Origin of the sequence: Rhodococcus sp. ACT016 (assembly GCF_050477185.1) — a bacterium.
Taxonomy (GTDB): domain Bacteria; phylum Actinomycetota; class Actinomycetes; order Mycobacteriales; family Mycobacteriaceae; genus Prescottella.
This window is the reverse complement of record NZ_JBEAET010000001.1, coordinates 4,857,646-4,880,533: the sequence shown is the minus strand read 5'-3', so window position 1 is coordinate 4,880,533 and position 22,888 is coordinate 4,857,646. Positions and strand designations below refer to the sequence as shown.

Sequence of the window (22,888 nt, the reverse complement as noted above, 5' to 3'; positions counted from 1 at the left end):
GCTGCATGACCGAGGAGTCTAAGCGCGACTCCTCGGTACACGCAACCCTCAACCGCGGACGCCGGTGATCTCGTCCGGGGTGTGCGGCAGCTTCGCGGTGGCCGTGACCTGGCCGTTTTCGATGTCGACGGCGTGGACCCGATCGGTGGCGGGGTCGGTGACGTACGCGGTGAAGCCCTGCACGAACAGTGCCGGCCGCGGCGACTGCCACTGCTCCGGCTCGGTCCACGGGTCGATGACGGGCACGCGGCGGATCACCGCGCCGGTCGCCGGGTCGATCACGTGCAGCGCGCCGTCGGTGCCGAGGATCAGGGCCTCGCCGAACGGTCCGCGGCCCAGGGACCGGAAGGTGTAGCTGGTGCCGAGGTCGACCAGGCGCAGCTCGCCGGTCGTGGTGTCGGTGAGCGACACCCGCTGCGGCCGCTCGAGCTCGGCGTCCGGGTCGCTCTTGTAGTCGCCGAGCACCACGGGGGAGTCCTCGAAGCCGGCCTGGTTGCCGATCCGCCCGTACGGGTCGGGGCTGGTGACCTTGGTGATCGCGCCGTCCCGGTAGATCAGCAGGCCGTCCTGGCAGCCGAACACGACGGTCTCGTCGGCCGCGACGGCCTCGCCGTGCACGCCCGGGCACTGCTCGCTGCGGGCGATCTCGGTGCGGGCCGCGTCGTAGACGACGATGCCGGTGCGCGTCTTCTCGTCGCCGAGCGTGGTGATCAGGCGGCCGTCGGCCAGCTCGACCGCGACGCCGTGGTGCGCGACGGGGGTGGTGAACGTCGACGTCCGCGGGGCGCCGTCCTCGAGGGTGGTGGGGTCGAACGATGCGACGCGGCCGGTGCCGTCGTCGAACAGCACGGTGCGTCCGGCGTGCCGCACCACGTGGCCCGGCTTGTCGGCGTCGAAGGCGATGTCGGTGAGGGCGGGCGCGGCGGTGTAGTGGTGGGCGTGGTCGCCGTGCGCCTCCGACCACGTGCCGGTGTCGAGCACGCGGAAGCCGTCCTCGGTGGAGACGATCACGTGCCGCTCGTCGCCGGCCGGGTTGATGCGGTTGAAACCGTCCAGTTCGGATTCGCCTACCACCGAGAGGGTTTCGGCGTCGAGCACGAGGATGCCGCCGTCGTAGGTGAGGGCCAGGCGTGGGGTCGCGGCCCGCACCTGGGAGGGCTTTGCTGAGGGGGTCGCGGTCTCGATCGCCGTGCTGTCGTCGGTGCTCGAGCAGCCGGCGAGCAGGGCCGCGCACGTCGCGACGGACGCGGCGAGGGTGAGGCGTCGGGGAGTGGGGTCGATGCGGATCATGCCGCAAGGTCTATCGCCTAGTGAAAATGATTGTCAAAGGCGAAAATATGCATCTGTGCATGTCACGCGGCGTGCAGCAGGTCGAAATCGCTCGCATCCACCCGCCGGGTGCGGCGCCGGTACCGCCACGACGAGCCCGGCCACAACGCGTGATTGGACCCGCGCGCGTCGAGGTACCAGCTGGCGCAGCCGCCCGTGCTCCACACGCCGCGCGAGAGGCGTTCCCGCAGCAGCGAATCGAACGCCTCCTGGGCGTCGGCGCGGACGTCGAGGGCGTCGGCGCCGCTGGCGTCGGCCAGGCGCATCGCGTCGAGCGCGTATGCGATCTGCGCCTCGATCATGACGATCACCGAGTTGTGTCCCAGCCCGGTGTTGGGGCCGGAGAGGAAAAACGCGTTGGGCAGGCCCGACACGGTGATGCCCAGGTGGGTGCGGACGCCGCCGCACTGCCAGCGCTCGAGCAGGCTCACGCCGTCGCGGCCCACCAGGTGCATGCGGTTCAGCGCCCCGGCGACCCGGAACCCGGTCGCGTAGACGATGACGTCCACCTCGCGGTGGGTGCCGTCGGCGGTGACGACGCCGTCGGGGCGGATCTCGGTGATCGCGTCGGTGACGAGGGACGTGTTCTCCCGGCTCAGCGCCGGGTAGAAGTCGTTGGAGCGCAGGATCCGCTTGCAGCCGATCCGGTAGTCGGGGGTCAGGGCCGCGCGCAGATCGGCATCGGGGACCTGCCGGCGCAGGTGCCGGCGGGCGCGCACCTCGGTGACCCCGAGCAGTCGCGGGTACCGGCTCAGTCCGACGGCCAGGGATTCCGCACTCCAGTAGGCGGCCGCACGGAAGGCCTTGCGCGCCAGCGCACTCCGGCGGCTGATGGCCACCGCCGCCCGGAGCTGACGGCGCGGCAGCACCCATGCGGGGGTCCGCTGGAACACGTGCAGGCTCGCGGCGTCGCGGGCGATCCGGGGCGCCACCTGCACCGCACTGGCGCCGGTGCCGATCACCGCCACGCGCTTGCCGGTCACGTCCACGTCGTCGTGCCACGCCGCCGAGTGCACGGACTGACCGGCGAAGGTCTCGGCGCCGGCGATGCGGGGGATGCGCGGCACGTTGAGCGCGCCCGACGCGACCACCAGGTACTGCGCCACGAACTCGCGCCCGGTCCGGTCGAAAACATGCCAGCGGCAATCGGTCTCGTCCCAGCGCGCGCCGGCCACCTCGGTGCCGAACTCGATGTGGTCGCCGAGGCCGTGACGCCGGGTGAGCTCGTCCAGGTAGCCCAGGATCTCGGGCTGCGCGGCGTGCGAGCCGGACCAATCCTTTTTGGGGGCAAAGGAGTACGAGTACAGCACCGACGGAACGTCGCACGCGCAGCCGGGGTAGACGTTCTGTCGCCACGTGCCGCCGACGGCGTCGGCCTTCTCCAGGATCAGGAAGTCGCGCTCGCCGCGGCGGGCCAGCTCGAGCGCCATCCCGAGTCCGGCGAATCCGGCGCCCACGACGAGCACCCGGGTGTGACGTACCTGCTGGGACACACTGCTTCCTGCCTCGAGATCTGCGCAGCGCCTCCCTCGCCGCCTGACGTCAGCAGTGTGCAACTTGAACGGTGTTCAAGACAAATCGGTCGGGCGGGTCACGCCACCTCGTCCTCGCCGCCCGGCTGGACTTTCCGCAGGCCACGGTAGGCCTCGGCAGGCGTGTGGCGGCCGGCCACGACGGCCTCCACCTCGGCGGCGATGGGCATCGGGACGTCGTAGTCGCGGGCCAGTTCCATCACCGTCGGCGCGGTCTTGACGCCCTCGGCGACCTGCCCGAGTTCCTCCACCGCCTGGTCGACTGTGAGCCCGCGGGCGATGGCCTCGCCGACGCGCCGGTTGCGCGACGCCGGGCTCATGCAGGTGGCGATCAGGTCGCCCACGCCGGTGAGCCCCGCGAACGTGCGCGGGTTCGCGCCCATCGCCTCGCCCAGGCGGGTCATCTCGGCGAGCCCGCGGGCGAGCACCATCGCGCGGGTGTTGTCGCCGACGCCGAGACCGTCGGCCATGCCCGACGCGATCGCGACGATGTTCTTGAGCACGCCGCCGAGTTCGCAGCCGAGCACGTCGGTGTTGCGGTACACGCGGAAGACCTTGGAGGCGAACAGCGGTTGCAGCGCGGTCGCGACATCCTCGTCCTGCGTGGCCACCACGGCCGCGGCGGCGAGGCCGTCGGCGATCTCGCTGGCGATGTTCGGTCCGGCCAGCAGCCCCACCGGGTGGCCCGGCAGGCATTCGGAGATCACCTCGGTGGGCCGCTGCCGGGTGCCGGGCTCGAGGCCCTTCGCGAGCGACAGCACCGGCACCCAGGCGCGCACCTCGTTGGAGATTAGGCTGAGCGTGCTGCGGATCGCGTGCGACGGCACCCCCACCACCAGCACGTCGGCCTCGTTCGCGGCCTCCACGATGTCGGACGTCGCGCGCAGGCCATACGGCAGGGCGTGGTCGCCGAGGTACTGCGAGTTGCGGTGCACGGTGTTGATCTCGTCGGCGGTGTCGGTGCGCCGCGCCCACAGCAGCGTCGGCGTGTTGTGGGACGCGAGCCCGGCCACCGTCGTGCCCCACGACCCGGAGCCGAGCACCACCACGCGGACTGGTCGGGCCATCAGCGATCACCTCGTGCGCGGACGTCGTGGGGGCTCATGCGTTCAGGTTGGCACTCCCGGCGGGTTCCCGGTGCCGATTCCCCGAACTCGGCGGCGGTGCGCGCCTACAGTCGGTTACGTGTCGGACGACCTTCCGCTGCACGACGTGTACGCCGAGCCCACGCTCGCGGACGTGCTGCCGTCGGTGCTCGCGTCGTCGGGCGTCCCGGGCGAACACAACCGGCTGGGGCTGTCGGAGACCGAGCGGACGGTGGTGCTGCTGATCGACGGCCTCGGCTGGAACCTGCTGCGCCGCAACGTCGACGCCGCACCGTTCCTCAACGGCGTCGAGGCACGTCCGATCCGGGCTGGATTCCCCACCACCACCGCGACGTCCCTCGCGTCGTTCGGCACCGGGCTGCCGTCGGGCCGGCACGGCATCACCGGCTACGTCTCCGACGTCACCGAGGCGGGCGGGCCGTTCAACTGGCTGCGGTGGCAGCGGGTCGGGGATCGGCGCGACGCGTCGGCGCGGGTGGTGCCGGAGCGGATCCAGCCGTCCCCCACCGTCTTCGAACGTGCCACTGCCGCGGGCGTGGTCGCGACGACGGTGCTGCCGCGCGAGTTCGCGGGCAGCGGGCTGACCCGCGCGACGCTGCGCGGTGCCCGATTCGTCGGCACCGTCGCGTACGGCGACCTGCTGCACTCGACCGTGCACGCCGCGACGGCCGGCGAGCGGACCCTCGTCTACTGCTACCTGAGCCAGATGGACACCCTCGGGCACGTGTACGGGCCCGGAACCGAGGGGTGGGTGGCGCAGTTGACGATCGTCGACCGCTTCGTCGAGGACCTCGTCGCCCGGCTCGGACCCGACGTCCACCTGGTGGTGACCGCCGACCACGGCATGGCCGTCGTCGACCCGGCGCACCGGATCGACTTCGACACCACCCCCGACCTGTCGGACGGTGTCGCGGCGCTCACCGGGGAGGCCCGCTGCCGGTACGCCCACGCCGAGCCCGGCCGCGCCGCCGCGGTGCTGGACCGGTGGCGCGAGGTGCTCGCGGACCGGGCGTGGGTCGGGACCCGTGACGACGTCGTGGCGGCCGGGCTCCTGGGGCCGGATCCGACGCCCGCCGCGTTGCGTCGTATCGGGAACGTGGTGGCGATCGCCCACGGCGGGACGGTCGTGGTCCGCACCGAGGTGGAGCCGCGGATGTCGCGGCTCGCCGGCCAGCACGGCGCACTCACCGACGACGAACTGCTGGTGCCACTCCTGCAGGTGTGACGAGCGTGGTCCGGACGGCCACGATTGTTCGTGACCGTCCGGACCCCATTGCGGGGGTGGCTCATGCGGTGAGCTTGAGTGCCAGCTTCGCGATGGTCGTGTTGTCGAGGCCGAGGCCCTTGGTGAGGTACCCGTTCAGGCTGCCGTAGCTGGTGCGCATCTGCGCGAGTCCGGCCTCGAGGTAGCTCTTGTCAACATCGAGGACGGGCTGGAGGTTGAGAGCGACCTGCTCACCGAGCGCGCCCCGGATCTGGGCGAGCGTGGCGGCATTCGTCGCGGCCAGGTACTCGTTGCTGAGCAGGTAGTCGTCCATGACCGTCACCGGGGACGCGCCCGCCAGGGTCTGCAGGATCGCGGCCACCCAGCCGGTGCGGTCCTTGCCGGCGCTGCAGTGGAAGATCACCGGTCCGTCGCTGTTCGCGATGTCGGTGAGTACCTGCGTGAAGCCCGCGCGCCGGGCCGGGTCGGTGACGAAGCTGCGGTTGGCGTCGATCATGAACTGCCGACCCGCTTCGGGCGACGGGATCGTCTGCGCCAGCGTGACCAGGTCGCCGAACTCGATCGGGATGTTCTTGTAGTCGGCCCCCGCCGGGAGCTTGTCGGGGCCGCCGACGAACGGATTGGCGATCTCGGTCGGGCCCCGAAGGTCGTAGATGTGCGTGACGTCGAGCGACGACAGCGTCGCGAGGTCGGCCTCGCCGGCGGACGACAGCGCGTTCGAGCGGTAGATGACACCGCGCTTCAGGTGGCGACCGCTCGTGTTGGCGTATCCGAGGCCGTCGTTTCCGGCGACGTCACGGAAGTTGGTGATCGTGGCCAGCTTCGCAGTGGGGTCCAGCGGTGTCTCGGTGGATCCCGTGCCGAGCGAGCCCAGCGAACCCGTCTCGAGCGAGCCGAGCGAACCGGTCTCGAGCGAGCCGAGCGAACCGGTGCCGAGCGAACCGAGGTCGAGTGCCGAGGCGATCGTGTTGCCGGAGAGGAATATTCCTCCGGCGAGGAGCAGGGCGGTGGCGGACCGGGTGGTTCGCACGCGTAACGGGCTGGCTCCAGCCTTCATGGGGCTTCCTTTCGTGGTGGCGTTCGAGGGAGCGACGTCGGCGAAGCCGTAGCGGTCACAGGGGCCGATGCTTGCGGCCAGGCCGGGGTCGACGCCCCGCCGCAGGCCTGGCGTCGGTCCTGATCGTCGGTCGTGCACTCGGAACTCATAGCGCCACGTGGGCGGTCGGAGGAGGCGCGTGGCCTCTCTGGCGTTGAAAAGCGTTGCAGCACAGCATGAGCGGAAGTCGTTCGTTCCACTTCCCGGAGTGTCGACGGGGCGCGGTACGCTCCAGTCGATACAACCTGTAACGACTATGCCGTTACACAATGTAACGGCCGTCACAACGCAACGCAAGGGGTTCGGTGAAATGTCCAGGAAGCGGCAGGCGCAGCATCGGCTTGGGCCGCAACGAGATCCTGCGATCGACGAGGCCGTCCTGCGGGCGGCGAGGGAACTGCTGATCGAGAACGGGTACGCCGGGACCACGATCGACGCGATCGCCACCCGCGCCGGTGTGGGTCGGCCCGCGATCTATCGGCGCTGGCCGTCCAAGGCGCACATCGTGCACGACGCGGTGTATCCGGTGATGGAGTCGGAGGAGGTGTCCGACGACGTCGAGATCGCCGAGGAGATCAGCCGACTGACGTACGGCGCGGTCGCGCTGTTCGGCGATGCGGCCGCGCGCGAGGCGGTGCCGGGGCTGATGAGCGAGGGCCGCAGTGACCCGGAACTGCGCAAGGCGCTGGTCACCGACCAGCTCGAGGTGATCCGTGAGCAACTCGGGCGGCGGCTGTCTGCTGCCGTCGCTGCGGGCGAACTGCGCGCCGGCGTCGACCTCGACACGCTGCTCGACGTCATCGCCGGCGCCGCGATCTTCGCGCAGTCGTCGCGCGACGTCCAGGACCAGGAGCGGCTGGCGTCGACGCTCGTCGACATCGTGCTCAACGGTGTCATGCCCGCGGGGTCGACGACGTCGAGCGATCGGGTACCGGTTCCGCAGGTGTGACGAGCGAGTCGCTGCGCCGCGCGGTGTCGGACTCTAGGGTGGCGGACGGGGTGGACCAGGCCATCCCTGTGCGGAAGACGACTGGGGGCAGTATGCGTACGCGCGAGACGACGATCATCAGGCACTGGAAGGTGAGCCTGCGGGCGTGGTTGGTGTTCTGGTTCGTCCGAATCTTCGTCAAACCGTTGTTCGCGGCGTGGCCGGTGACGCCTCGCGGGATCGCGGCGCTCGCACGCATCGAGAAGGTTGTGGACCGGCTGCCGCGGCCGAAGGGGGTCGTCGTCGAGCCCATGACGCTCGGCGGGGTGCCGAGCGAACGGGTCACCCACCACCGCCAGGCGGCGGACTCGTTGGCCGGCGCGACCATCCTCTATTTCCACGGCGGCGCATTCGTGTTCTGCGGCTTGGCCACTCACCGCAGCCTGTGCGCGGTGCTGGCCGCGCGGTCGGGGGTTCCGGTGATCTCGGTCGAGTACCGGCAGCTGCCGTACGGCGGCATCGGCACGTCGATCCACGACGCGATGGCCGCCTATACCGACCTGCTCGGCAAGTGCGACGATCCGACGAAGATCATCCTGGCCGGTGACTCGGCCGGCGGCTACCTCGCGATGAAGGTGGCCGAGCTGGCCGCCACGCGCGGCATGGTGACCCCGGCCGCGGTGATCGGCTACTCGCCGCTGCTCAACCTGGCGCTCGAGAAGCACGACCCGGACTTCATGCGCCGCGACGCCTACCTGCCGATGAGCCAGGTGGAGAACCTGAAGGAGCAGTGGGCGGGCGGGCCCGAACCGATCGTCGGCGCGGACTCACCCATCGAGGCCGACCCGCACCTGTACCCGCCGGCGTTCTTCAGCGTCGCGCAGTACGAGCTGATGCGCCCCGACGTCGAGGCGATGACCGGGCTGCTCGAGGACGCCGGGCAGGCCGTCGAGACGCACGTGTGGAGCGGGCAGATCCACGCCTACCCGGTGTTCGGCACGGTCCTGAACGAGGCGTCGATGACGATCGCGTTCAGCCTCGACTTCGTCCGCCGCGCACTGGGATACCGCGGCCGGCACTCGGCCTGAGCGCCGCTACAGGCCCAGCGCCTCGATCTGCTTGCGCAGGTTGGCCTCGGTCTGCCGGATTGCAGTGACGACGAACGGCTCGATCAGCTTGCCGAGCGCGCGCCCCGCCAGCCCGCCGGGCAGCTCGTAGCCGAAGTCGACGGACAGCTCGGTGCGGTCGCCGCCGAGCGGGGCGAACATCCAGCTGGACCGGTTGCCGAAGCCGGCGACCGACGACAGCGTGATGATGCGGTCCTGCTCCCACTCGGTGACCTCGACCGTCGACTTCATCGTCTTGGGGCCGATCTGCATCGCCGCGTCGTACTGCGCGCCCAGGCCCTGGTCGAGGTCGCCGATCGGGTCGAACCGGGTGATGCCGAACATCCAGTCGGGCACGTTCCGGTAGTCGTCGATGTGTGCGAACGCCAGATCGACCGGAACCACCGCGACGGCCTTGTGTCGAACGTGGATCATGCGTTCTCCCTCCCCTGAGCTTCCCGGAGATCGGACGTTAGTACACGCCGAATGTGACCCCCGTCACCGACGTCCCGAAAGTCGGAATTCGGCGATCTCGCGGGCGTTGTCGATCGCGTTCGCCACGGCCCGGTGGCGGTCGTCCGCGGTCTCCGCGATTAGGACCGCGAACTTGTCGGCCGCGCCCATCGGCACCCACGACGCGAGCGCGTACAGGTGGTCGCCGGGCTGCTCGAGCACGTCGAACAGCCGGGGCGGCGCGGGCGGCGGATCCTCCCGCAGTTCCCGGATGCGGGTCAGCACGATGTACAGCTCGGTGATCTTGTCGGTGAGGTGCTGGAGTTGGTGGTCGGAGATGCGCCCCGCGCCGCCCACCGGCCATGGTTCGACCTCCGCGCGCGGGTACGGATCGTCGCCGAGCCAGTGCCGCACCCGGATCCGCTCCTGGCCGACGCAGTCCAACGCCCATCGGCCGTCGCCGATCCCGACGTGGGAGACGATGCGCACCGCGGTGCCGACGTCGTTCCGGATGTCGCCGCCGCCCACCTCGTGGCCGCGGGCGATGAGGACGGTGCCGAACACGGGGCCCTCGGTCGCGGTGAGGCAGTCGCGTACCAGCGCCTGGTAGCGCGGCTCGAACACGTGCAGCGGGAGCCGTTCCCCGGGCAGCAGCGCCGAGCCGAGGGGGAACATCGGCATAACGGTCATTTGACCAGGATCACTCATCAGGGCATCCGTAGGCGGGGAACCGGCACAGTTTCGGGCGGGGTGTCGCGGTCGAGTTCGACGATCAGGTGGTCGGCCCACGCGACCAGGCCGGTGATGTCGAGGGCGTGCGGGGGATTGTCCTCGAACGGGACGATGCGGTGTCGGCCCTGCCGCAGCAGCGACACCGCGCCGGCCGGGTTGCCGCGCATCTGGTGGGTGACCGCGACGGCGAGCTGGGCCAGGCCCTGCCACAACCCCCGCTCCTCGTGCGGCGCCTTCTTCCACGCCGATTCGAGCACCTCGTGCGCGTGGAACGGCAGTTCGTGGTCGAGGAGGCGCTGCGCCTCGGTGATCGCCTCGTTCGGATCCAGGTCCAGGTCGTCGGGCATCGTCGGAAACCCCTCCTCGCCCCACTCGAGCGGCCGGCCCAGACGGTCCCGGGGTCGGGCGTTGCGCGGTTTGCCGAGGGTGTCCCGATCGCGGTCGGCCATAGAAGAAATGTAGTCGCCGATGGGGGTGTCGGGGGAGGGCCTGCCGGGCCGCCGCGCGCAGATTCGTCTGCTGCGCGCGCGATCGCGGGCGCGGGAGGTCAATTCGCGCGCAGCGCCGGAACCCGCGCAAAGAAAAAGACCCGGTATCGCAGGTGCGATACCGGGTCTTTCATTTGTAGCGGGGACAGGATTTGAACCTGCGACCTCTGGGTTATGAGCCCAGCGAGCTACCGAGCTGCTCCACCCCGCGTCGGTAATTTCAGCTTACACGACGTTTCGGGGTGCTTTGACCACCCCCTGATTCCGGGGTCGAATCGTCTGTGGTCCCGGTCACTGGAAAGTGCGCCCGAACAGGCTCAATCACTGCCCTAATCTGCGGAGATACTGCACGACGAGGGATCCGGAGGGGTTCGCATGGCACTGCTCGAGAACAAGGTTGCCTTCATCACAGGCGCGGCGCGCGGACAGGGGCGCAACCACGCGGTGCGGTTCGCGCGTGAGGGCGCGGACATCATCGCGCTCGACATCTGCGCGGCGGTGTCCGACGACGTCGGCTACCCGGCGGCGACGCCCGAGGATCTCGAGGAGACCGCCCGTCTGGTGCGCGCCGAGGGCCGTGAGATCGTCACCGCGATCGGCGACGTCCGCGATCAGGCGGCGCTGCAGGCCGCCGTCGACGCCGGTGTGGAGCGCTTCGGCCGCCTCGACGTCGTGGTCGCCAACGCCGGCATCTCCACGTGGAACCGCTTCTGGGAGATGCCCGAGGAGCAGTGGACCACGATGATCGACATCAACCTCAACGGTGTTTGGCGCACCCTCAAGGCGGCGGTGCCCGCGATGATCGACGGCGGCCGCGGCGGCTCGATCATCGTCGTGAGCTCGGCGGCCGGCATCAAGGCCAGCCCGGGCACGTCCAACTACACCTCCGCCAAGCACGGTCTGGTGGGGCTGACGAAGACCGCGGCGATCGAGTTGGGCGAGTTCGGTATTCGCGTCAATTCCATCCACCCCGGTGCGGTGGACACCCCGATGGGCCAGGACGCCAACGTCGGCAAGATCCTGGCGCAGTACCCGCGTTACCTCGACAACTACAAGTGGCCGCTCGCCGGGCTGAGCAAGTGCAGCGTCGACGACGTCTCCGAGGCCGTGCTCTACCTGGCCAGCGACCAGTCGCGCACCGTCACCGGGTCGCAGATGGTGCTGGATCTGGGCATCACGTCCATCTAGGCGGCCGCGCCGCCCGTGCGCGTTCTCGGTGCCCCCAGCTACCGAAAAGGCGCACGGGCGCGAAGCGCCTACAGGTTGCCGCGCCGCTCCTGCTCGCGTTCGATCGCGAGGAACAGGGCCTGGAAGTTGCCCTTGCCGAACCCGAGCGAGCCGTGCCGCTCGATCAGTTCGAAGAACACCGTGGGACGGTCCCCGATCGGTGTGGTGAAGATCTGCAGCAGGTAGCCGTCCTCGTCGCGGTCGACGAGGATGCCGCGCCGCTCGAGCTCCTCGATCGGGACCCGCACCTCGCCGATGCGCGCGCGTAGCGCCGGATCCTCGTAGTAGGACGCCGGTGTCGGCAGGAACTCGACGCCCGACGCGGTCAGCCGGTCCACCGCATCGAGGATGTCCGACGTCGCGAGCGCGAGGTGCTGTGATCCGGGGCCGCGATAGAACTCGAGGAACTCGTCGATCTGGGACCGCTTGCGGCCCACCGCCGGCTCGTTGAGAGGGATCTTGATGCGGTGGTTGCCGTTCGCGACCACCTTGCTCATCAGCGCCGAGTACTGGGTGGCGATGTCGTCGCCCACGAACTCGGCGAGGTCGGTGAACCCCATGACGCGGTGGTAGAAGTCCACCCACTCGTTCATCTTCCCGAGTTCGACGTTGCCGACCACGTGGTCGAGCGCCTGGATCACCTGCTGTGTCGATCCCGAAGTGACTGTGCGCGCAACATATCCGGGCAGGTACGGGCCCGTGTAGCGGGAGCGGTCGACGAGCGTGTGCCGGGTCTCGCCGTAGGCGGCGATGGACGCGGTGCGGACGGTGCCGTGCTCGTCGGTGACGTCGTGTGGTTCGACGAGTATCCGCGCCCCCTGGCTGCGTGCGTGTGCGATGCAGCGGTCGACGTCGGTGACCTCGAGTGCGACGTCGTAGACGCCGTCGCCGTGCAGGCGGTGATGGTCGTGGAGGGGGCTGGACGGGTCGACGCCACCGGTGAGCACGAATCTCACGGCGCCGCTGCGCAATACGAAGGCGCGGTGATCGCGGTTGCCGGTCTCGGGGCCCGAGTACGCCTCGAGGTCCATGCCGAACACGGTGCGGTAGTAGGCCGCGGCCTGTGTCGCGTTGCCCACTACCCAAACGATCGCGTCCCAGCCGACGACGGGGAACGGATCCGCGGACGGATCGTGTTCGACGAGCCCGAGGAGCTGGCGCAGCGCCTCGTCGTCGAGGCGGCCGAGGGACTGTTCGACGGTCATGAGCGGACCTCCGTGACGGCGCCCTTCGATCACACCGCGGGGCATCCGCGCCGGCAATATCGGCTGATTCCGCTGTCCAGAGTGGACAATCGGCACCGTCGAAGGGCCGTTGGGCTGGTCAATTTGTGCAGTAGCAGGACGGTACGTCGTGAGCGAGGCGTTCGATCGAGGGCAGGCTGTCGGGCCCTATTGCCTGCCTCTGCGCTGGTCGTCGTAAGCGTCCGGACTCTTGCGCGGTCTGCAACTACCGCGAACTAGTACCTCTGCCGTCACGGCGGAGTGAACGGGCTTCTCCCGTCGAGTTTGTGAAGCCTGAAAGGGTGTGACTTCGCTAAAACTCCCCCCAACGATGAGTGCCGAGTAGAGCGACTCGTCTTCGCGAAAGACCCAGGCGCCCGCTGACTTGCACCACCTTTTTATCGAATGGAACAAATGTCCAGTATTTTGATCGTAATTGCACTGCAGTTCAATCTTGGCCCTATTTCGGGTCTTTGTTAACGAAGTCGTGAGTTGCGCGCTCCTCGTGGATTCCGCAATCTTCTTCAATTTCAAGTGAAGACGCATTTGGGTCGCTTAGTGTCTGAACCTGGTCCACGGCGCTCCTCACAAGGTGGTTCCTGGATCAGCCTTCAACCGGGGTGCAAGCCGGGCGACTACGCCCAACCCGCACGTGCAATCAAGGGAAGAAGATCCACTTGACTGCACATCACGGAGGTCTTGGAAATATGAGTCGTACAAGGATTGGGGTCGGTGCAGCTGCGATGGCTGCGGCTGCCGCTCTCGGGTTCGCCGGTACCGCCCAGGCAGTCGCGCCCGTCAACGCGATTCCGGCGGCGGACAATACCCTCTGCGGGAATGTTTACGCGGGAACCTGGGTCGAGAACGGCGCCCCGCCGTCGACCGCGACGGCTCTCCAGGGCGCTACCGTCTCCGCGACGGTGTACGACAAGAACGACATCGCGAAGACGACTCAGGCTTCGAATACGAATGCTACGGGCGGGTACTGCATCACTGACACGTCCGGAACGTTGAAGTCGACCGTCCTTGCTGGGGGGTACGTGGTGCTTACAGCCACCTCGCTGCCGGCGGGCCACACGATCAATCCCCCGAGTTCAAACCCGTGGGCGACAAGTGGTGGTCAGACCAAGATCGACACCGGAGTATTCCTCGCCCATCAGTATGGCGGGTTGCTGAGCTCGAAGGCTTACCAGTTCCACTTCGCAACCACCTAAGCCTTGCATCAGCGAGTGGCGACGCCTGACGGTGCCGCGATTTGCTCCTGATGAAGGACAGGCCTCGAGTGAGTCACTTCGGTGGTGCACTCGAGGCCTGTCGGCGTTGCCGGCCAAACTTGGTTCATTTCTCTCCGCGGATGGCGAACAAGCCCACCAGGCCGACCTCCCGGGGATTACGTGCACGACGGTCGGCAGTAGTGGCGCAGCCCAATGTCGCGGCCGTGGGCCCGGTTGGTGTTGAGGAAAGAGCCGGCGGCGCGGCGGCCGAACCACATACTTTGGCGGCGCGGCTTCTCGATCGTGGCGTCGACCGTCGGGCCCGGGGCGCGGCTACTAGCGTTTGAATGGTTGATAGCTGGATCCGACGATGTTACGGGTCGAATCAGAACGGTCTAGCGCCCGCTGCCATTGGTCGTCCCGACTTCGACCTGGTCTGACCGCTCCGGGATTGTGCATACCAGCAGCCGGTCCTACCGCGGAGCTGTGCGACCAGAGTGCGTGTCGGCGGCGTTCGGACCAGGCGGTGCCGAGCGAGGATTGGCCGCTGGGAGCCGGCGTGCTGCGAGGGTTGATCGGGTACCCGGCCCGTCGCTCGCCTCGCACAGTTAATTGTTCAAAATTGTACTCCAGTGCAATTATTCCAATCCGCCAATTCTATCGCCGACGGGCTCGAGACTGGCGCATTTCGGTGCGACCGCAGCGGGGTTTAGCTGCGCGGAAACGCTTGGTAACGGGCCCTCTTGGGTGGTAGCGATCGAGGCAAAGGGGACAACGCTCGTAGTATTTTGAAAGGTTGTTGTCGAAAAGCTGCACAAATTGGACCAGCTTGCGTTACCTTCAGTGCCATCACGGCCGCAAGGGATGTCAGGGTGGGGCAATCGGGGGCCCGGCGTGAGGACTTCCAGAGTGTTCTATGTGCTGCTTGATATCGCTCTGCGTGGAAGGCGGGGGTGGCGCCGTGCAGATGTTCGAGGAATGGATCTAACAACGATGAGAGGGTGGGATTTCGCATGAGCGTGATGTTCTTGGATGCGACAGCAAAGTTGCTGCAAGATCTGGTGAACAACGTGTACACCGGATCGTTCATGCCGGGTATTGACGGCGCTACAGGCTCGCTTGTCCAGGCCATCGGACTCAGCTGACGGCGGCCGCGAGCAACCTCCAAAACTATTCTGACGACAGGAGTAGACGATGGATTTCGGATCGATCGCCAAAATGTTCGAGCCGCCGTACGGGGATATTGTGAAGCAGATCATCGGGATGGTTCTATTCATGCCGAGTGCTGCATCGGTAGTCCCCAATATGTTCTAGACCCTTCATTCCAGGCTTCAGCAATTCTGAGGAGAGTGAATCGTAGTGGATACCGGCAGTCTCGTAAACCTGATTACGAGCGTTGACGTGGGATCGTTGATACCAGTGCTTGCACCTCTGCAGGACCTGTCTAACGCACTGTTCAAGACTATCGGCGATGTCATCGCCCTGTGGCCGGCAGGTTCGGCTGTTTCGAACAGCAGCATCCAGGCGGCCCTCGGCTCCGTCGGCGGCCTGTCATAAGAAAGGGAAGAACATGTTCGATCTATCATTCACCTACAGTTCCGACATCGTGAAGTTCGGATCTGTCGATCTGGTGAACACTCTCGCCAAGTATCTGACCGCCCTATCTGTTTGGTGAGCGTGTCCGAGGAGTGCCTGGAGGCATCCTCTGTCCAGTCCATCGTCTAGAGGAAGGTGTTGAGATGCTGCAGCTTTATGTGGATAAGATGATCCGATGGGTGGGTATGGTGCTCGACCTGACGGCCACTGGAAGCAAGTTCATCAAGGATCCGCCCGTTAAGTGATCGACTCGAGTGTAATGAGTCATCGTTTCTGGATCTCTACGCAAAATCTGAGTGATTGGCAGTCTGTCCGTGTGTGAAGTCGAGGTTCCTTTGCGCTCCAGCGGAGGGGAACCTCGACTTCGCAACATTATGAATGTGGCGCATAGGTGTTTGGCGGGCCGCTCCGTGTGGCCGGTGCGCCGTACGGAGTGATTCATGCATGCGTCTCAGCAGCTCGCCTCAGGAATCGAACTTTTGGATCCGCGCGACGCCGATTTCGTCTACAACGAGTACGACGGACACCTGGGCCATCTGCTTGCCGTGTACCTCTTCGACACCTCGCGGCACCCGGACGCCGAGTTCTCGCAAGATGAGGCGGTCGAGTGGGCCACCGCGCGACTCGGCCACCACCGCATGTTCACGCACACCATCCGGCGCGTACCGCTGGGCCTCGAGCACCCGCACTGGGCGCCCGCCCCGGACTTCGACGTCCGCGACCACGTGCGGGTCACCGCGATCACCGCATCCGGCTGGGCCCCACTGCAACAACACCTCGACGCACTGCTGACCATGCGGATGGACCTCACCTGCCCGCCGTGGGAACTGCACTTCTTCGCTGGCGTGGAAGGACTCGACGATCTACCCGGCCGGCTGACGGCTGTGGTGCTCAAAGCCCACCACAGCGCGGGCGACGGACTGGCGGTCCTGGAACTGGCCCAGAACATCTTCTCGGACAACGTGCGGCCGGCCGGCGTCGAACGCGCCGTGCCGTTCTTGCACGGGCGGATGTTCATGAAGTCGGTGTTGGGTCTCCCCCGACAGCTACTCCGGTTCGCCAAGGAAGTTCCCGGCAACCGTGCAGCCAGCCGGGCCGTGAACGAGGCGAAAGAGGACGGCGAGTGGGCCGAGAGCCTTCATGAGCGGCCCGCTATCCGCTTCAACGGCAAGGCGAGCGGATCAGGATCGATGGCGCAGATAACCCTGTCCACGAGTGTGATTCGACGAATCAGAGATATGGTTCCGGGGGCCACCGTCAATGATGCCCTGCTCGCCGTGGTCGGCGGTGCCCTCGCGCGGTACCTGGCAGAGAAGGGCGAACCGCACAAGGGGTCCCTGGCGGCGATGGTGCCGCGATCCATGCGCAAGGTGGAGGAATGGGAGTCGGCGAACCGTCTGGCGGTCATGGTCGTCGACATGCACACCGACGTCCCGAACCCACTCGATCGGCTGGCGCGCATCGCCCAGTCGTCGAAGTCCGAGAAGTCCCGCACCTCCCACCTCGCGTCCCGCCGCCTCGCGGCCGTGGTCGAGGCAGCGCCGCCACCCCTGCTGAGGCTGATCGCATACTCGCGCAAGAAGAACACCCACGACCTCAGCCGCCCCCGGTATCAGCACACGATGGTGAGCAACATGCCCTTCTCGATCGAGGGCTTCACGCTCAACGGCGCACCGGCCGTGGCGGTGATCGGGGCCCAACCGCCTGTCGATGGAGACGGCCTGCGCCACTTCGTCGTGACGACCGCGGACGGCAGCCTGATGCTGACAGTGGTCGCCGACTCGGCGACGATGCCCGACCTGGACCACTACCTCGACCTGATTCGCGCGAGTCTCGCCGAACTCGAGGAGGCCGCGGCGGGCGCGACGAAACAGACTCCGTCCGACGAGATCGCCTCCTGACTGGATCCGCTGCGCGCGGCACAACCTGGCTGTTCAAGCTCGCGCCACCCGCCGGGCTTCGCCGCTAGTCTGATATCGAACGTGCCGCACCACACGAGGCGATCGGAGTGGACGATGTCACCAGCGAACGAGGCCAGGCCGGTGATCGTGGGCGTCGACGGATCCGACGCCGCAATCCACGCGGTGAAGTGGGCCGCCGTCGAGGCACACGCCCGCAAGGCGCCGCTCAAGCTTGTGCACGTCATCGACACCGAGAACGACTTCCCGTTCGTCGCCGACGACCTCGAGGAAGAAGAGGCGTTCGGGCGCAGCTCGCTGAAAGCGGCACGGGAGGCGGCCACCGTCGAGGACTACACCGTCGACGTCGAGCTCGAGCTGCTGCGTGGTCGCGTCAACCGGGCGTTCGTGGATCTGTCGGAGAACGCGAGCCTGCTGGTAGTCGGATCCGTCGGCACCGGGTTCTTCACCCGCATGGTGCTCGGCTCGACGGCGATGTCGCTCGCACACCACGCCAAGTGCACCGTCGCGGTCGTCCGCGGCGCCGACGGCAGCGCCGCCCCACCCACGTCCGGGCCGGTCATCGCCGGCGTCGACCACTCCGACAGCGCCGACATCGTCGTCGGAACCGCGATGCAGGAGGCGTCCATCCGGCACGCCGAGGTGATGGCCATCCACGCGCGCCGCCGCCGCGGCAGCAAGGAGGCCGACGAAGAGGCCCGCGCCCGGATCGACCGACTGATCGCGACGTGGGGGGCGAAGTTCCCGGCCGTGCAGGTCGAGACTGTCATCGCGGAGGCCGGGCCCACCAGGCACCTGGTGTCGCTCAGCGCCACCGCTCGCTCGATCGTGGTCGGCACCCGCGGCCTCGGCGGGTTCGAGGCTGCCCTGCTCGGCTCCACCAGCCAGTCGCTGCTCTACCACGCGCAATGTCCGGTGATCATCGCCCGATCCCGCGTCACCCCCTGACCGGTGCACGGCCGTGGACCGCGGTGCGCACCGACTCGACGCGCTCGACGTCGACCTCATCGCCCGGCTGCGCGCCGAACCGCGGATCGGGATACTCGAACTCTCGCGTAGGGCCGGCGTCGCGCGCGCCACCGTGCAGGCCCGGTTGCGCCGACTCGAACAGGCCGGCATCGTCACCGGCTACGGCCCCGAGATCGACTTGCGCACAGCCGGATACCCCGTCCAGGCGTTCGTCACGCTGGAAATCGCGCAGGGCTCGCTGGACCAGCTCACCAAGGAACTCGAGGACTACCCCGAGGTGGTCCAGGCGTGGGCGACCACCGGCGTCGGCGACGTGCTGTGCCGGGTCGCCGCGGCGTCCCACGACGACCTGCAGGCCCTGCTCATCGACCTGCACCACTCGGTGACGGTCGCGCGATCGGTGTCGGTGGTGGTGCTGTCCGAAATCGTGTCATTCCGGACGCTGCCGCTGATCGCGAAATCCGTTCGCCCGCAAGATCACGATAATTCACCCGGGCGTCGGACGTGACCGAACATCGGCAGCAGCCGGTCCCTACACTGCGCGGCGTGAACAGACGAGCGTTCCTCGCCGCCTTGGCCGCCGGCGCGGTGTCGCTGACGGTCGGCTGCACCACCGACGGATCCGCCACCTCCCAATCCGGACCGCCCGCGCAGCCTGCGCGCCCGCCGACACCGTCGCTGCCCGGCCCGCCACCGGCGTCGGCACGTGTCCCCGTCCCACCCGGCCCCCTCACCGCCATTCCCGGTCCCGGCAACAACCTGGCGCTCACCGTCGACGACGGCGCCGACCCGGCCGTCGTCGCCGCCTACATCCAGTTCGCGAAGGACACCGGTGCCCGGTTCACGTTCTTCGTCACCGCCGTCTACGACTCGTGGACCACCCACAAGGGGGCGCTGCGCCCGCTCGTCGAGAGCGGACAGATCCAGCTCGGCAACCACACCTGGGACCACCCCGACCTGACGAAACTGTCGGCCGGCGCCGCCGCATCCCAGTTCGACAGCACCAAGACGTTCCTGCGCAACACTTTCGGTGTCGACGGGACGCCGTACTACCGGCCACCGTACGGGTACCGCAACGTCACCGTCGACCGGATCGCGGCCGACCACGGCTACACCGTGCCCGTCCTGTGGGCCGGCTCGCTGTCCGATTCGGGCGTGATCACCGAGCAGTACCTGCTCGAGTGCGCCCGCAAGTACTTCGTCGCCCAGGCGATCGTGATCGGGCACGCCAACCACCCGCCGGTCACCCACGTCTACGGACAGTTCGTCGACATCATCCGTGAACGGAACCTGTCGATGGTGACGCTGGGCGACGCGTTCGTCACTCCCCAGCACTGAACGGACCACCCGTTCCGGGGTCGCGTCGCCCGGCCGCGCGCGGGTTGTCGGTGCCGGCTGGGAGGATCGAGGACGTGGATGCCGTACACACCGTCGTCGAATCGCCGGTCGGGCCGCTGACGCTGGTCCGCACCCCAGACGGGCTGTGCGGGCTGTACATGCACCTGCAGCGGCACCTGCCCGACAGCGACCGGTTCGGTCCGCACGTCGACGAGGGATTCGACGACGTGACCGCGCAGCTCGCCGAGTACTTCGCGGGCGAGCGCACCGAGTTCACGGTGCCGCTGGCGCCGCGGGGCACCGAGTTCCAGCAGCGGGTGTGGGCGGCGCTGCGGACCATCCCGTACGGCGAAACCTTGTCGTACCTGCAGCTCGCGGAGCACCTCGGCAACCCGGCCGCGATCCGCGCGGTGGCCGCGGCGAACGGCCGGAACCCGATCGGCATCATCGTGCCGTGCCACCGCGTGGTCGGCAGCGACGGCTCGCTCACCGGCTACGCCGGCGGGCTCGAGCGCAAGCGGTTCCTGCTGGATCTGGAGAGCCCGAGCTCGGTGGGAATCCAGGATGGGCTGTTCTGACGACGATCGGACCTCACGTTCCGGCGCCCCGGAGCGTCTACCCGGTGTGGGACTGAAACCGTTCGAGAACATCGTCGCCGAGCACGGGCCGGTGGTGCTGCGGGTGTGCCGCGCGCTGCTCGGCCCCATCGACGCCGACGACGCCTGGTCCGAGACATTCCTGGCGGCGCTGCGGGCGTACCCCGAGCTGGCGCCGGGCGCCAACGTCGAGGCATGGCTGGTGACCATCGCGCACCGCAAGGCCGTCGACGTGCACCGGGTGCGGCAGCGGACGCCGGTCCCCACTGACGAGCTGCCCGACCGGGCCTCGGCGCGGGACCTGCCGGGCACGTGGAACCACGAACTGTGGGACGCGCTCGCCGACCTGACGTTCACCCAGCGGGCCGCGGTCGTCTACCACCACCTGGCCGGACTGCCGTACGCGGAGGTCGCGGCGATCCTCGGCAACAGCACCGACGCGGCCCGCCGCGCCGCCGCTGACGGCATCGCCCGGCTCCGCCGCACCTACCCGGCCGACACCGACTCATTCGCACAGGAAGGAGCCATCCGATGAGCGTCATCCCCACCCCGAGCGTGGACCCCTCGGAGCTGAGCCGCCTGCACGCCCGCCTGATCGCCGCCGCCGACCGCGACGGGCTGCTCGACCTCGCGTACCGCTCCGTCGACACCCCCGTCGGGCGGCTGCTGCTCGCCGCCACCGACGTCGGACTCGTCCGCGTCGCCTATCCGAGCGAGGACCACGACGCCGTGCTGGCGATGCTTGCCCAGCAGGTCAGCCCCCGCATCCTCGAGGCGCCGGCCCGGCTCGACAGCGCCGCCCGCCAGCTCGACGAGTACTTCGCGCACCGGCGCACCCGCTTCGACGTGCCGCTCGACCTGCGGCTGTCGCGCGGATTCCGGCGCACCGTCCTCACCCGCCTGCCCGACATCGCGTACGGCACCACCGTCAGCTACGCGGAGGTGGCCGAGGCGTCCGGCAGTCCCCGTGCGGTCCGTGCCGTCGGCACGGCGTGCGCCACCAACCCGCTGCCGCTGTTCGTGCCATGCCACCGGGTGGTGCGCAGCGACGGCAGCATGGGCCGGTACGCGGGCGGCGCCGACACCAAGCGCGCGCTGCTCACGTTGGAGGCGGCGTGACTGCGCTCGCGGACCGCGTCGACGCCCTCGACTGGACGCCGCTGCTCGACGAACTCGACCGATTCGGCGGCGCCCAGAGCGCGCGCCCGCTACTCGAACCCGACGAATGCCGGGCGCTCGCCGAGCTTTTCGACGACGACGCGCTGTTCCGGTCGACGGTCGAGATGGCGCGGCACAACTACGGCGCCGGCCGGTACCGGTACTTCGACTACCCGTTGCCGCCCTCGATCGCCGAGATGCGGGCCCGGTTCTACGTGAAACTGCTACCCGTGGCGCGGGAGTGGGCGTGGCGGCTGGGCCGGCCGGCGCCGTGGCCGGACACCCTCGACGAGTGGCTCACGATGTGCCACGAGGCCGGTCAGGTGCGGCCCACCCCACTGATCCTGCGGTACGGGCCGGACGACTGGAACGCGCTGCATCGAGACCTCTACGGCGAGTTGGTGTTTCCGCTGCAGGTGGTGATCGGTCTGGACGAGCCGGGCGTGGACCACGAGGGCGGCGAGTTCCTGCTGGTCGAGCAGCGGGCCCGCGCGCAGTCCCGGGGCACCGCGACCGTGCTGCGGCAGGGACACGCGTTCGTCTTCACCACGAACGAGCGCCCGGTGCAGTCGGTGCGAGGTTGGTCCGCGGCGCCGATGCGGCACGGCGTCAGCACGGTGCGAAGAGGCACCCGGCGCACCCTCGGACTCGTCCTGCACGATGCGGAGTGAGCGGGCGATGTACACGTTGATCGGTAGGGACGGAAAACCGTACGAGAGCGGCACGCCCGGCACGCTCGGCGGACACCGGAAGGACCGGATCTACGGCACGCTCGACTGCCCCGGCGCCGCCCGCGCCATCGCCCGCGGCGGCTACGTGACGCAGCGCGTCTTCTTCGCCGACGAGGACACCGCGATCGCCGCCGGCTACCGGCCGTGCGCGGTGTGCCTGCGGGAGAAGTACGACGCGTGGAAGTTGCAGCACGGGAAGGGGAGACGGTAGATGTCGACGCTCCTGCCCCGACCCCGCCGCAAGGTCGCCCCCGGCGCCGTGCTGGTCCCCGACTGGCTCGACCTCGCGGATCAGCGTCGCCTGGTGGCGGCCTGCCGCGTGTGGGCGCGCGGTCCGGTACCGATGCGGGCCGCCCGGCTGCCCACGGGTCATGCGATGTCGGTGCAGACCGTCTGCCTCGGGTGGCACTGGCAGCCGTACCGCTACAGCCGCATCGCCGACGACGCCGGTGGCGGGCGGGTGCTGCCCGTGCCGGAGTGGCTGGCGCAGTTGGGGAAACGAGCCGTCGCCGACGCCTACGGTGATCCCGATGCCGCCGCGTCGTACGACCCCGACGCGGCGCTGATCAACTTCTACGACGACACCGCCCGGATGGGCATGCACCGCGACCAGGAGGAGCGGAGGGACGCACCGGTGGTGTCGCTGAGCATCGGCGACACGTGCACCTTCCGGTTCGGCAACCCCGACACCCGCGGCAAGCCGTACACCGACGTCGAGCTCGGGTCGGGCGACCTGTTCGTCTTCGGCGGCCCGTCGCGGTTCGCGTATCACGGTGTGCCGAAGGTATTTCCGGGTAGCGCTGACCCGGAGTGCGGGTTGACGTCGGGGCGGCTCAACATCACGTTGCGCGTCACAGGTTTGGAGGACAAGCGATGACGGTCCAGGGCGATCGCACGTCAGTGGCGAAGCCGCACGGGCCGC

24 protein-coding genes and 1 tRNA gene are annotated in these 22,888 nt (G+C 68.5%); 16 read left to right on the top strand and 9 right to left on the bottom strand.

Annotation, left to right across the window (positions count from 1 at the left end):
- Positions 1-48 precede the first annotated feature (48 nt).
- The 3 genes from aztD to ACQ5DX_RS22355 all read right to left on the bottom strand — a co-directional run bounded on the left by aztD (position 49) and on the right by ACQ5DX_RS22355 (position 3,928).
- Entirely contained in the window at positions 49-1,290 is a 1,242-nt protein-coding gene (gene aztD, locus ACQ5DX_RS22365; RefSeq protein ID WP_430334666.1) for a zinc metallochaperone AztD, read from the bottom strand.
- 62 nt (positions 1,291-1,352) lie between these two features.
- Positions 1,353-2,822 carry a flavin-containing monooxygenase gene (locus tag ACQ5DX_RS22360; protein ID WP_430334665.1) on the bottom strand — a complete coding sequence of 490 codons (1,470 nt, stop codon included), beginning with the start codon at positions 2,820-2,822 and terminating at the stop codon, positions 1,353-1,355.
- Positions 2,823-2,920: 98 nt separating this feature from the next.
- Positions 2,921-3,928, bottom strand: a complete 1,008-nt coding sequence (locus ACQ5DX_RS22355; protein ID WP_430334664.1) for an NAD(P)H-dependent glycerol-3-phosphate dehydrogenase — start codon at positions 3,926-3,928, stop codon at positions 2,921-2,923.
- A 118-nt stretch (positions 3,929-4,046) separates the two neighbouring features.
- Between ACQ5DX_RS22355 and ACQ5DX_RS22350 the strand changes: the two genes are divergently transcribed.
- Positions 4,047-5,192: an alkaline phosphatase family protein gene (locus ACQ5DX_RS22350; protein ID WP_430334663.1), complete on the top strand. Its 1,146-nt coding sequence runs from the start codon at positions 4,047-4,049 to the stop codon at positions 5,190-5,192.
- 61 nt (positions 5,193-5,253) lie between these two features.
- Here the strand turns inward: ACQ5DX_RS22350 and ACQ5DX_RS22345 are convergent, their stop codons facing one another.
- Positions 5,254-6,249, bottom strand: coding sequence for a tyrosine-protein phosphatase (locus tag ACQ5DX_RS22345; RefSeq protein ID WP_430334662.1), 996 nt, complete (start codon positions 6,247-6,249; stop codon positions 5,254-5,256).
- 349 nt (positions 6,250-6,598) lie between these two features.
- On the opposite strand from ACQ5DX_RS22345, the gene ACQ5DX_RS22340 reads away from it, so the two are divergent.
- Both ACQ5DX_RS22340 and ACQ5DX_RS22335 read left to right on the top strand, forming a co-directional pair.
- Positions 6,599-7,237, top strand: coding sequence for a TetR/AcrR family transcriptional regulator (locus ACQ5DX_RS22340; protein ID WP_430334661.1), 639 nt, complete (start codon positions 6,599-6,601; stop codon positions 7,235-7,237).
- A gap of 92 nt (positions 7,238-7,329) precedes the next feature.
- Complete coding sequence (locus ACQ5DX_RS22335) at positions 7,330-8,304, top strand: alpha/beta hydrolase (protein WP_430334660.1); 975 nt, start codon at positions 7,330-7,332, stop codon at positions 8,302-8,304.
- Positions 8,305-8,310: 6 nt separating this feature from the next.
- Here the strand turns inward: ACQ5DX_RS22335 and ACQ5DX_RS22330 are convergent, their stop codons facing one another.
- The 4 genes from ACQ5DX_RS22330 to ACQ5DX_RS22315 all read right to left on the bottom strand — a co-directional run bounded on the left by ACQ5DX_RS22330 (position 8,311) and on the right by ACQ5DX_RS22315 (position 10,206).
- The gene (locus ACQ5DX_RS22330; protein ID WP_430334659.1) at positions 8,311-8,757 is read right to left on the bottom strand and encodes an SRPBCC family protein; all 447 of its coding nucleotides are present in this window, start codon (positions 8,755-8,757) and stop codon (positions 8,311-8,313) included.
- A 63-nt stretch (positions 8,758-8,820) separates the two neighbouring features.
- The gene (locus tag ACQ5DX_RS22325) at positions 8,821-9,465 is read right to left on the bottom strand and encodes an LON peptidase substrate-binding domain-containing protein (RefSeq protein WP_430334658.1); all 645 of its coding nucleotides are present in this window, start codon (positions 9,463-9,465) and stop codon (positions 8,821-8,823) included.
- Positions 9,466-9,482: 17 nt separating this feature from the next.
- Positions 9,483-9,956, bottom strand: a complete 474-nt coding sequence (locus tag ACQ5DX_RS22320; protein WP_430334657.1) for a DUF309 domain-containing protein — start codon at positions 9,954-9,956, stop codon at positions 9,483-9,485.
- Positions 9,957-10,132: 176 nt separating this feature from the next.
- Positions 10,133-10,206 (bottom strand) — tRNA-Met (locus ACQ5DX_RS22315).
- Positions 10,207-10,370: 164 nt separating this feature from the next.
- Here ACQ5DX_RS22315 and ACQ5DX_RS22310 point away from each other — a divergent pair.
- A complete protein-coding gene (locus ACQ5DX_RS22310; protein WP_430334656.1) occupies positions 10,371-11,183 on the top strand; it encodes a mycofactocin-coupled SDR family oxidoreductase in 813 nt (270 codons plus the stop codon).
- A gap of 68 nt (positions 11,184-11,251) precedes the next feature.
- Here the strand turns inward: ACQ5DX_RS22310 and hppD are convergent, their stop codons facing one another.
- Positions 11,252-12,427: a 4-hydroxyphenylpyruvate dioxygenase gene (gene hppD, locus ACQ5DX_RS22305; RefSeq protein ID WP_430334655.1), complete on the bottom strand. Its 1,176-nt coding sequence runs from the start codon at positions 12,425-12,427 to the stop codon at positions 11,252-11,254.
- 761 nt (positions 12,428-13,188) lie between these two features.
- Between hppD and ACQ5DX_RS22300 the strand changes: the two genes are divergently transcribed.
- The 12 genes from ACQ5DX_RS22300 to ACQ5DX_RS22245 all read left to right on the top strand — a co-directional run bounded on the left by ACQ5DX_RS22300 (position 13,189) and on the right by ACQ5DX_RS22245 (position 22,843).
- Entirely contained in the window at positions 13,189-13,659 is a 471-nt protein-coding gene (locus ACQ5DX_RS22300; protein ID WP_430334654.1) for a hypothetical protein, read from the top strand.
- A 1,013-nt stretch (positions 13,660-14,672) separates the two neighbouring features.
- Positions 14,673-14,804 carry a hypothetical protein gene (locus tag ACQ5DX_RS22295; RefSeq protein WP_430334653.1) on the top strand — a complete coding sequence of 44 codons (132 nt, stop codon included), beginning with the start codon at positions 14,673-14,675 and terminating at the stop codon, positions 14,802-14,804.
- An 891-nt stretch (positions 14,805-15,695) separates the two neighbouring features.
- On the top strand, positions 15,696-17,156 hold the full coding sequence (locus ACQ5DX_RS22290; RefSeq protein ID WP_430334652.1) for a wax ester/triacylglycerol synthase domain-containing protein: 1,461 nt from the start codon (positions 15,696-15,698) through the stop codon (positions 17,154-17,156).
- Between the two features lie 114 nt (positions 17,157-17,270).
- Positions 17,271-18,122 (top strand): universal stress protein, encoded by an 852-nt coding sequence (locus ACQ5DX_RS22285; protein WP_430334651.1) that lies wholly within the window; start codon positions 17,271-17,273, stop codon positions 18,120-18,122.
- A 13-nt stretch (positions 18,123-18,135) separates the two neighbouring features.
- Entirely contained in the window at positions 18,136-18,651 is a 516-nt protein-coding gene (locus ACQ5DX_RS22280) for an Lrp/AsnC family transcriptional regulator (protein ID WP_430334650.1), read from the top strand.
- A 38-nt stretch (positions 18,652-18,689) separates the two neighbouring features.
- A complete protein-coding gene (locus ACQ5DX_RS22275) occupies positions 18,690-19,481 on the top strand; it encodes a polysaccharide deacetylase family protein (protein ID WP_430334649.1) in 792 nt (263 codons plus the stop codon).
- Between the two features lie 74 nt (positions 19,482-19,555).
- The gene (locus ACQ5DX_RS22270; protein ID WP_430334648.1) at positions 19,556-20,059 is read left to right on the top strand and encodes a methylated-DNA--[protein]-cysteine S-methyltransferase; all 504 of its coding nucleotides are present in this window, start codon (positions 19,556-19,558) and stop codon (positions 20,057-20,059) included.
- Between the two features lie 46 nt (positions 20,060-20,105).
- Positions 20,106-20,612 (top strand): RNA polymerase sigma factor, encoded by a 507-nt coding sequence (locus ACQ5DX_RS22265; protein WP_430334647.1) that lies wholly within the window; start codon positions 20,106-20,108, stop codon positions 20,610-20,612.
- Positions 20,609-21,196 carry a methylated-DNA--[protein]-cysteine S-methyltransferase gene (locus ACQ5DX_RS22260; RefSeq protein ID WP_430334646.1) on the top strand — a complete coding sequence of 196 codons (588 nt, stop codon included), beginning with the start codon at positions 20,609-20,611 and terminating at the stop codon, positions 21,194-21,196. Before ACQ5DX_RS22265 ends, ACQ5DX_RS22260 begins: the two co-directional genes overlap by 4 nt.
- A complete protein-coding gene (locus ACQ5DX_RS22255) occupies positions 21,193-21,906 on the top strand; it encodes a 2OG-Fe(II) oxygenase (RefSeq protein ID WP_430334645.1) in 714 nt (237 codons plus the stop codon). The genes ACQ5DX_RS22260 and ACQ5DX_RS22255 overlap by 4 nt, the downstream gene beginning before the upstream one ends.
- A 7-nt stretch (positions 21,907-21,913) precedes the next feature.
- Complete coding sequence (locus tag ACQ5DX_RS22250) at positions 21,914-22,177, top strand: metal-binding protein (protein ID WP_430334644.1); 264 nt, start codon at positions 21,914-21,916, stop codon at positions 22,175-22,177.
- A complete protein-coding gene (locus ACQ5DX_RS22245) occupies positions 22,178-22,843 on the top strand; it encodes an alpha-ketoglutarate-dependent dioxygenase AlkB family protein (protein ID WP_430334643.1) in 666 nt (221 codons plus the stop codon).
- Positions 22,844-22,888: the final 45 nt, after the last annotated feature.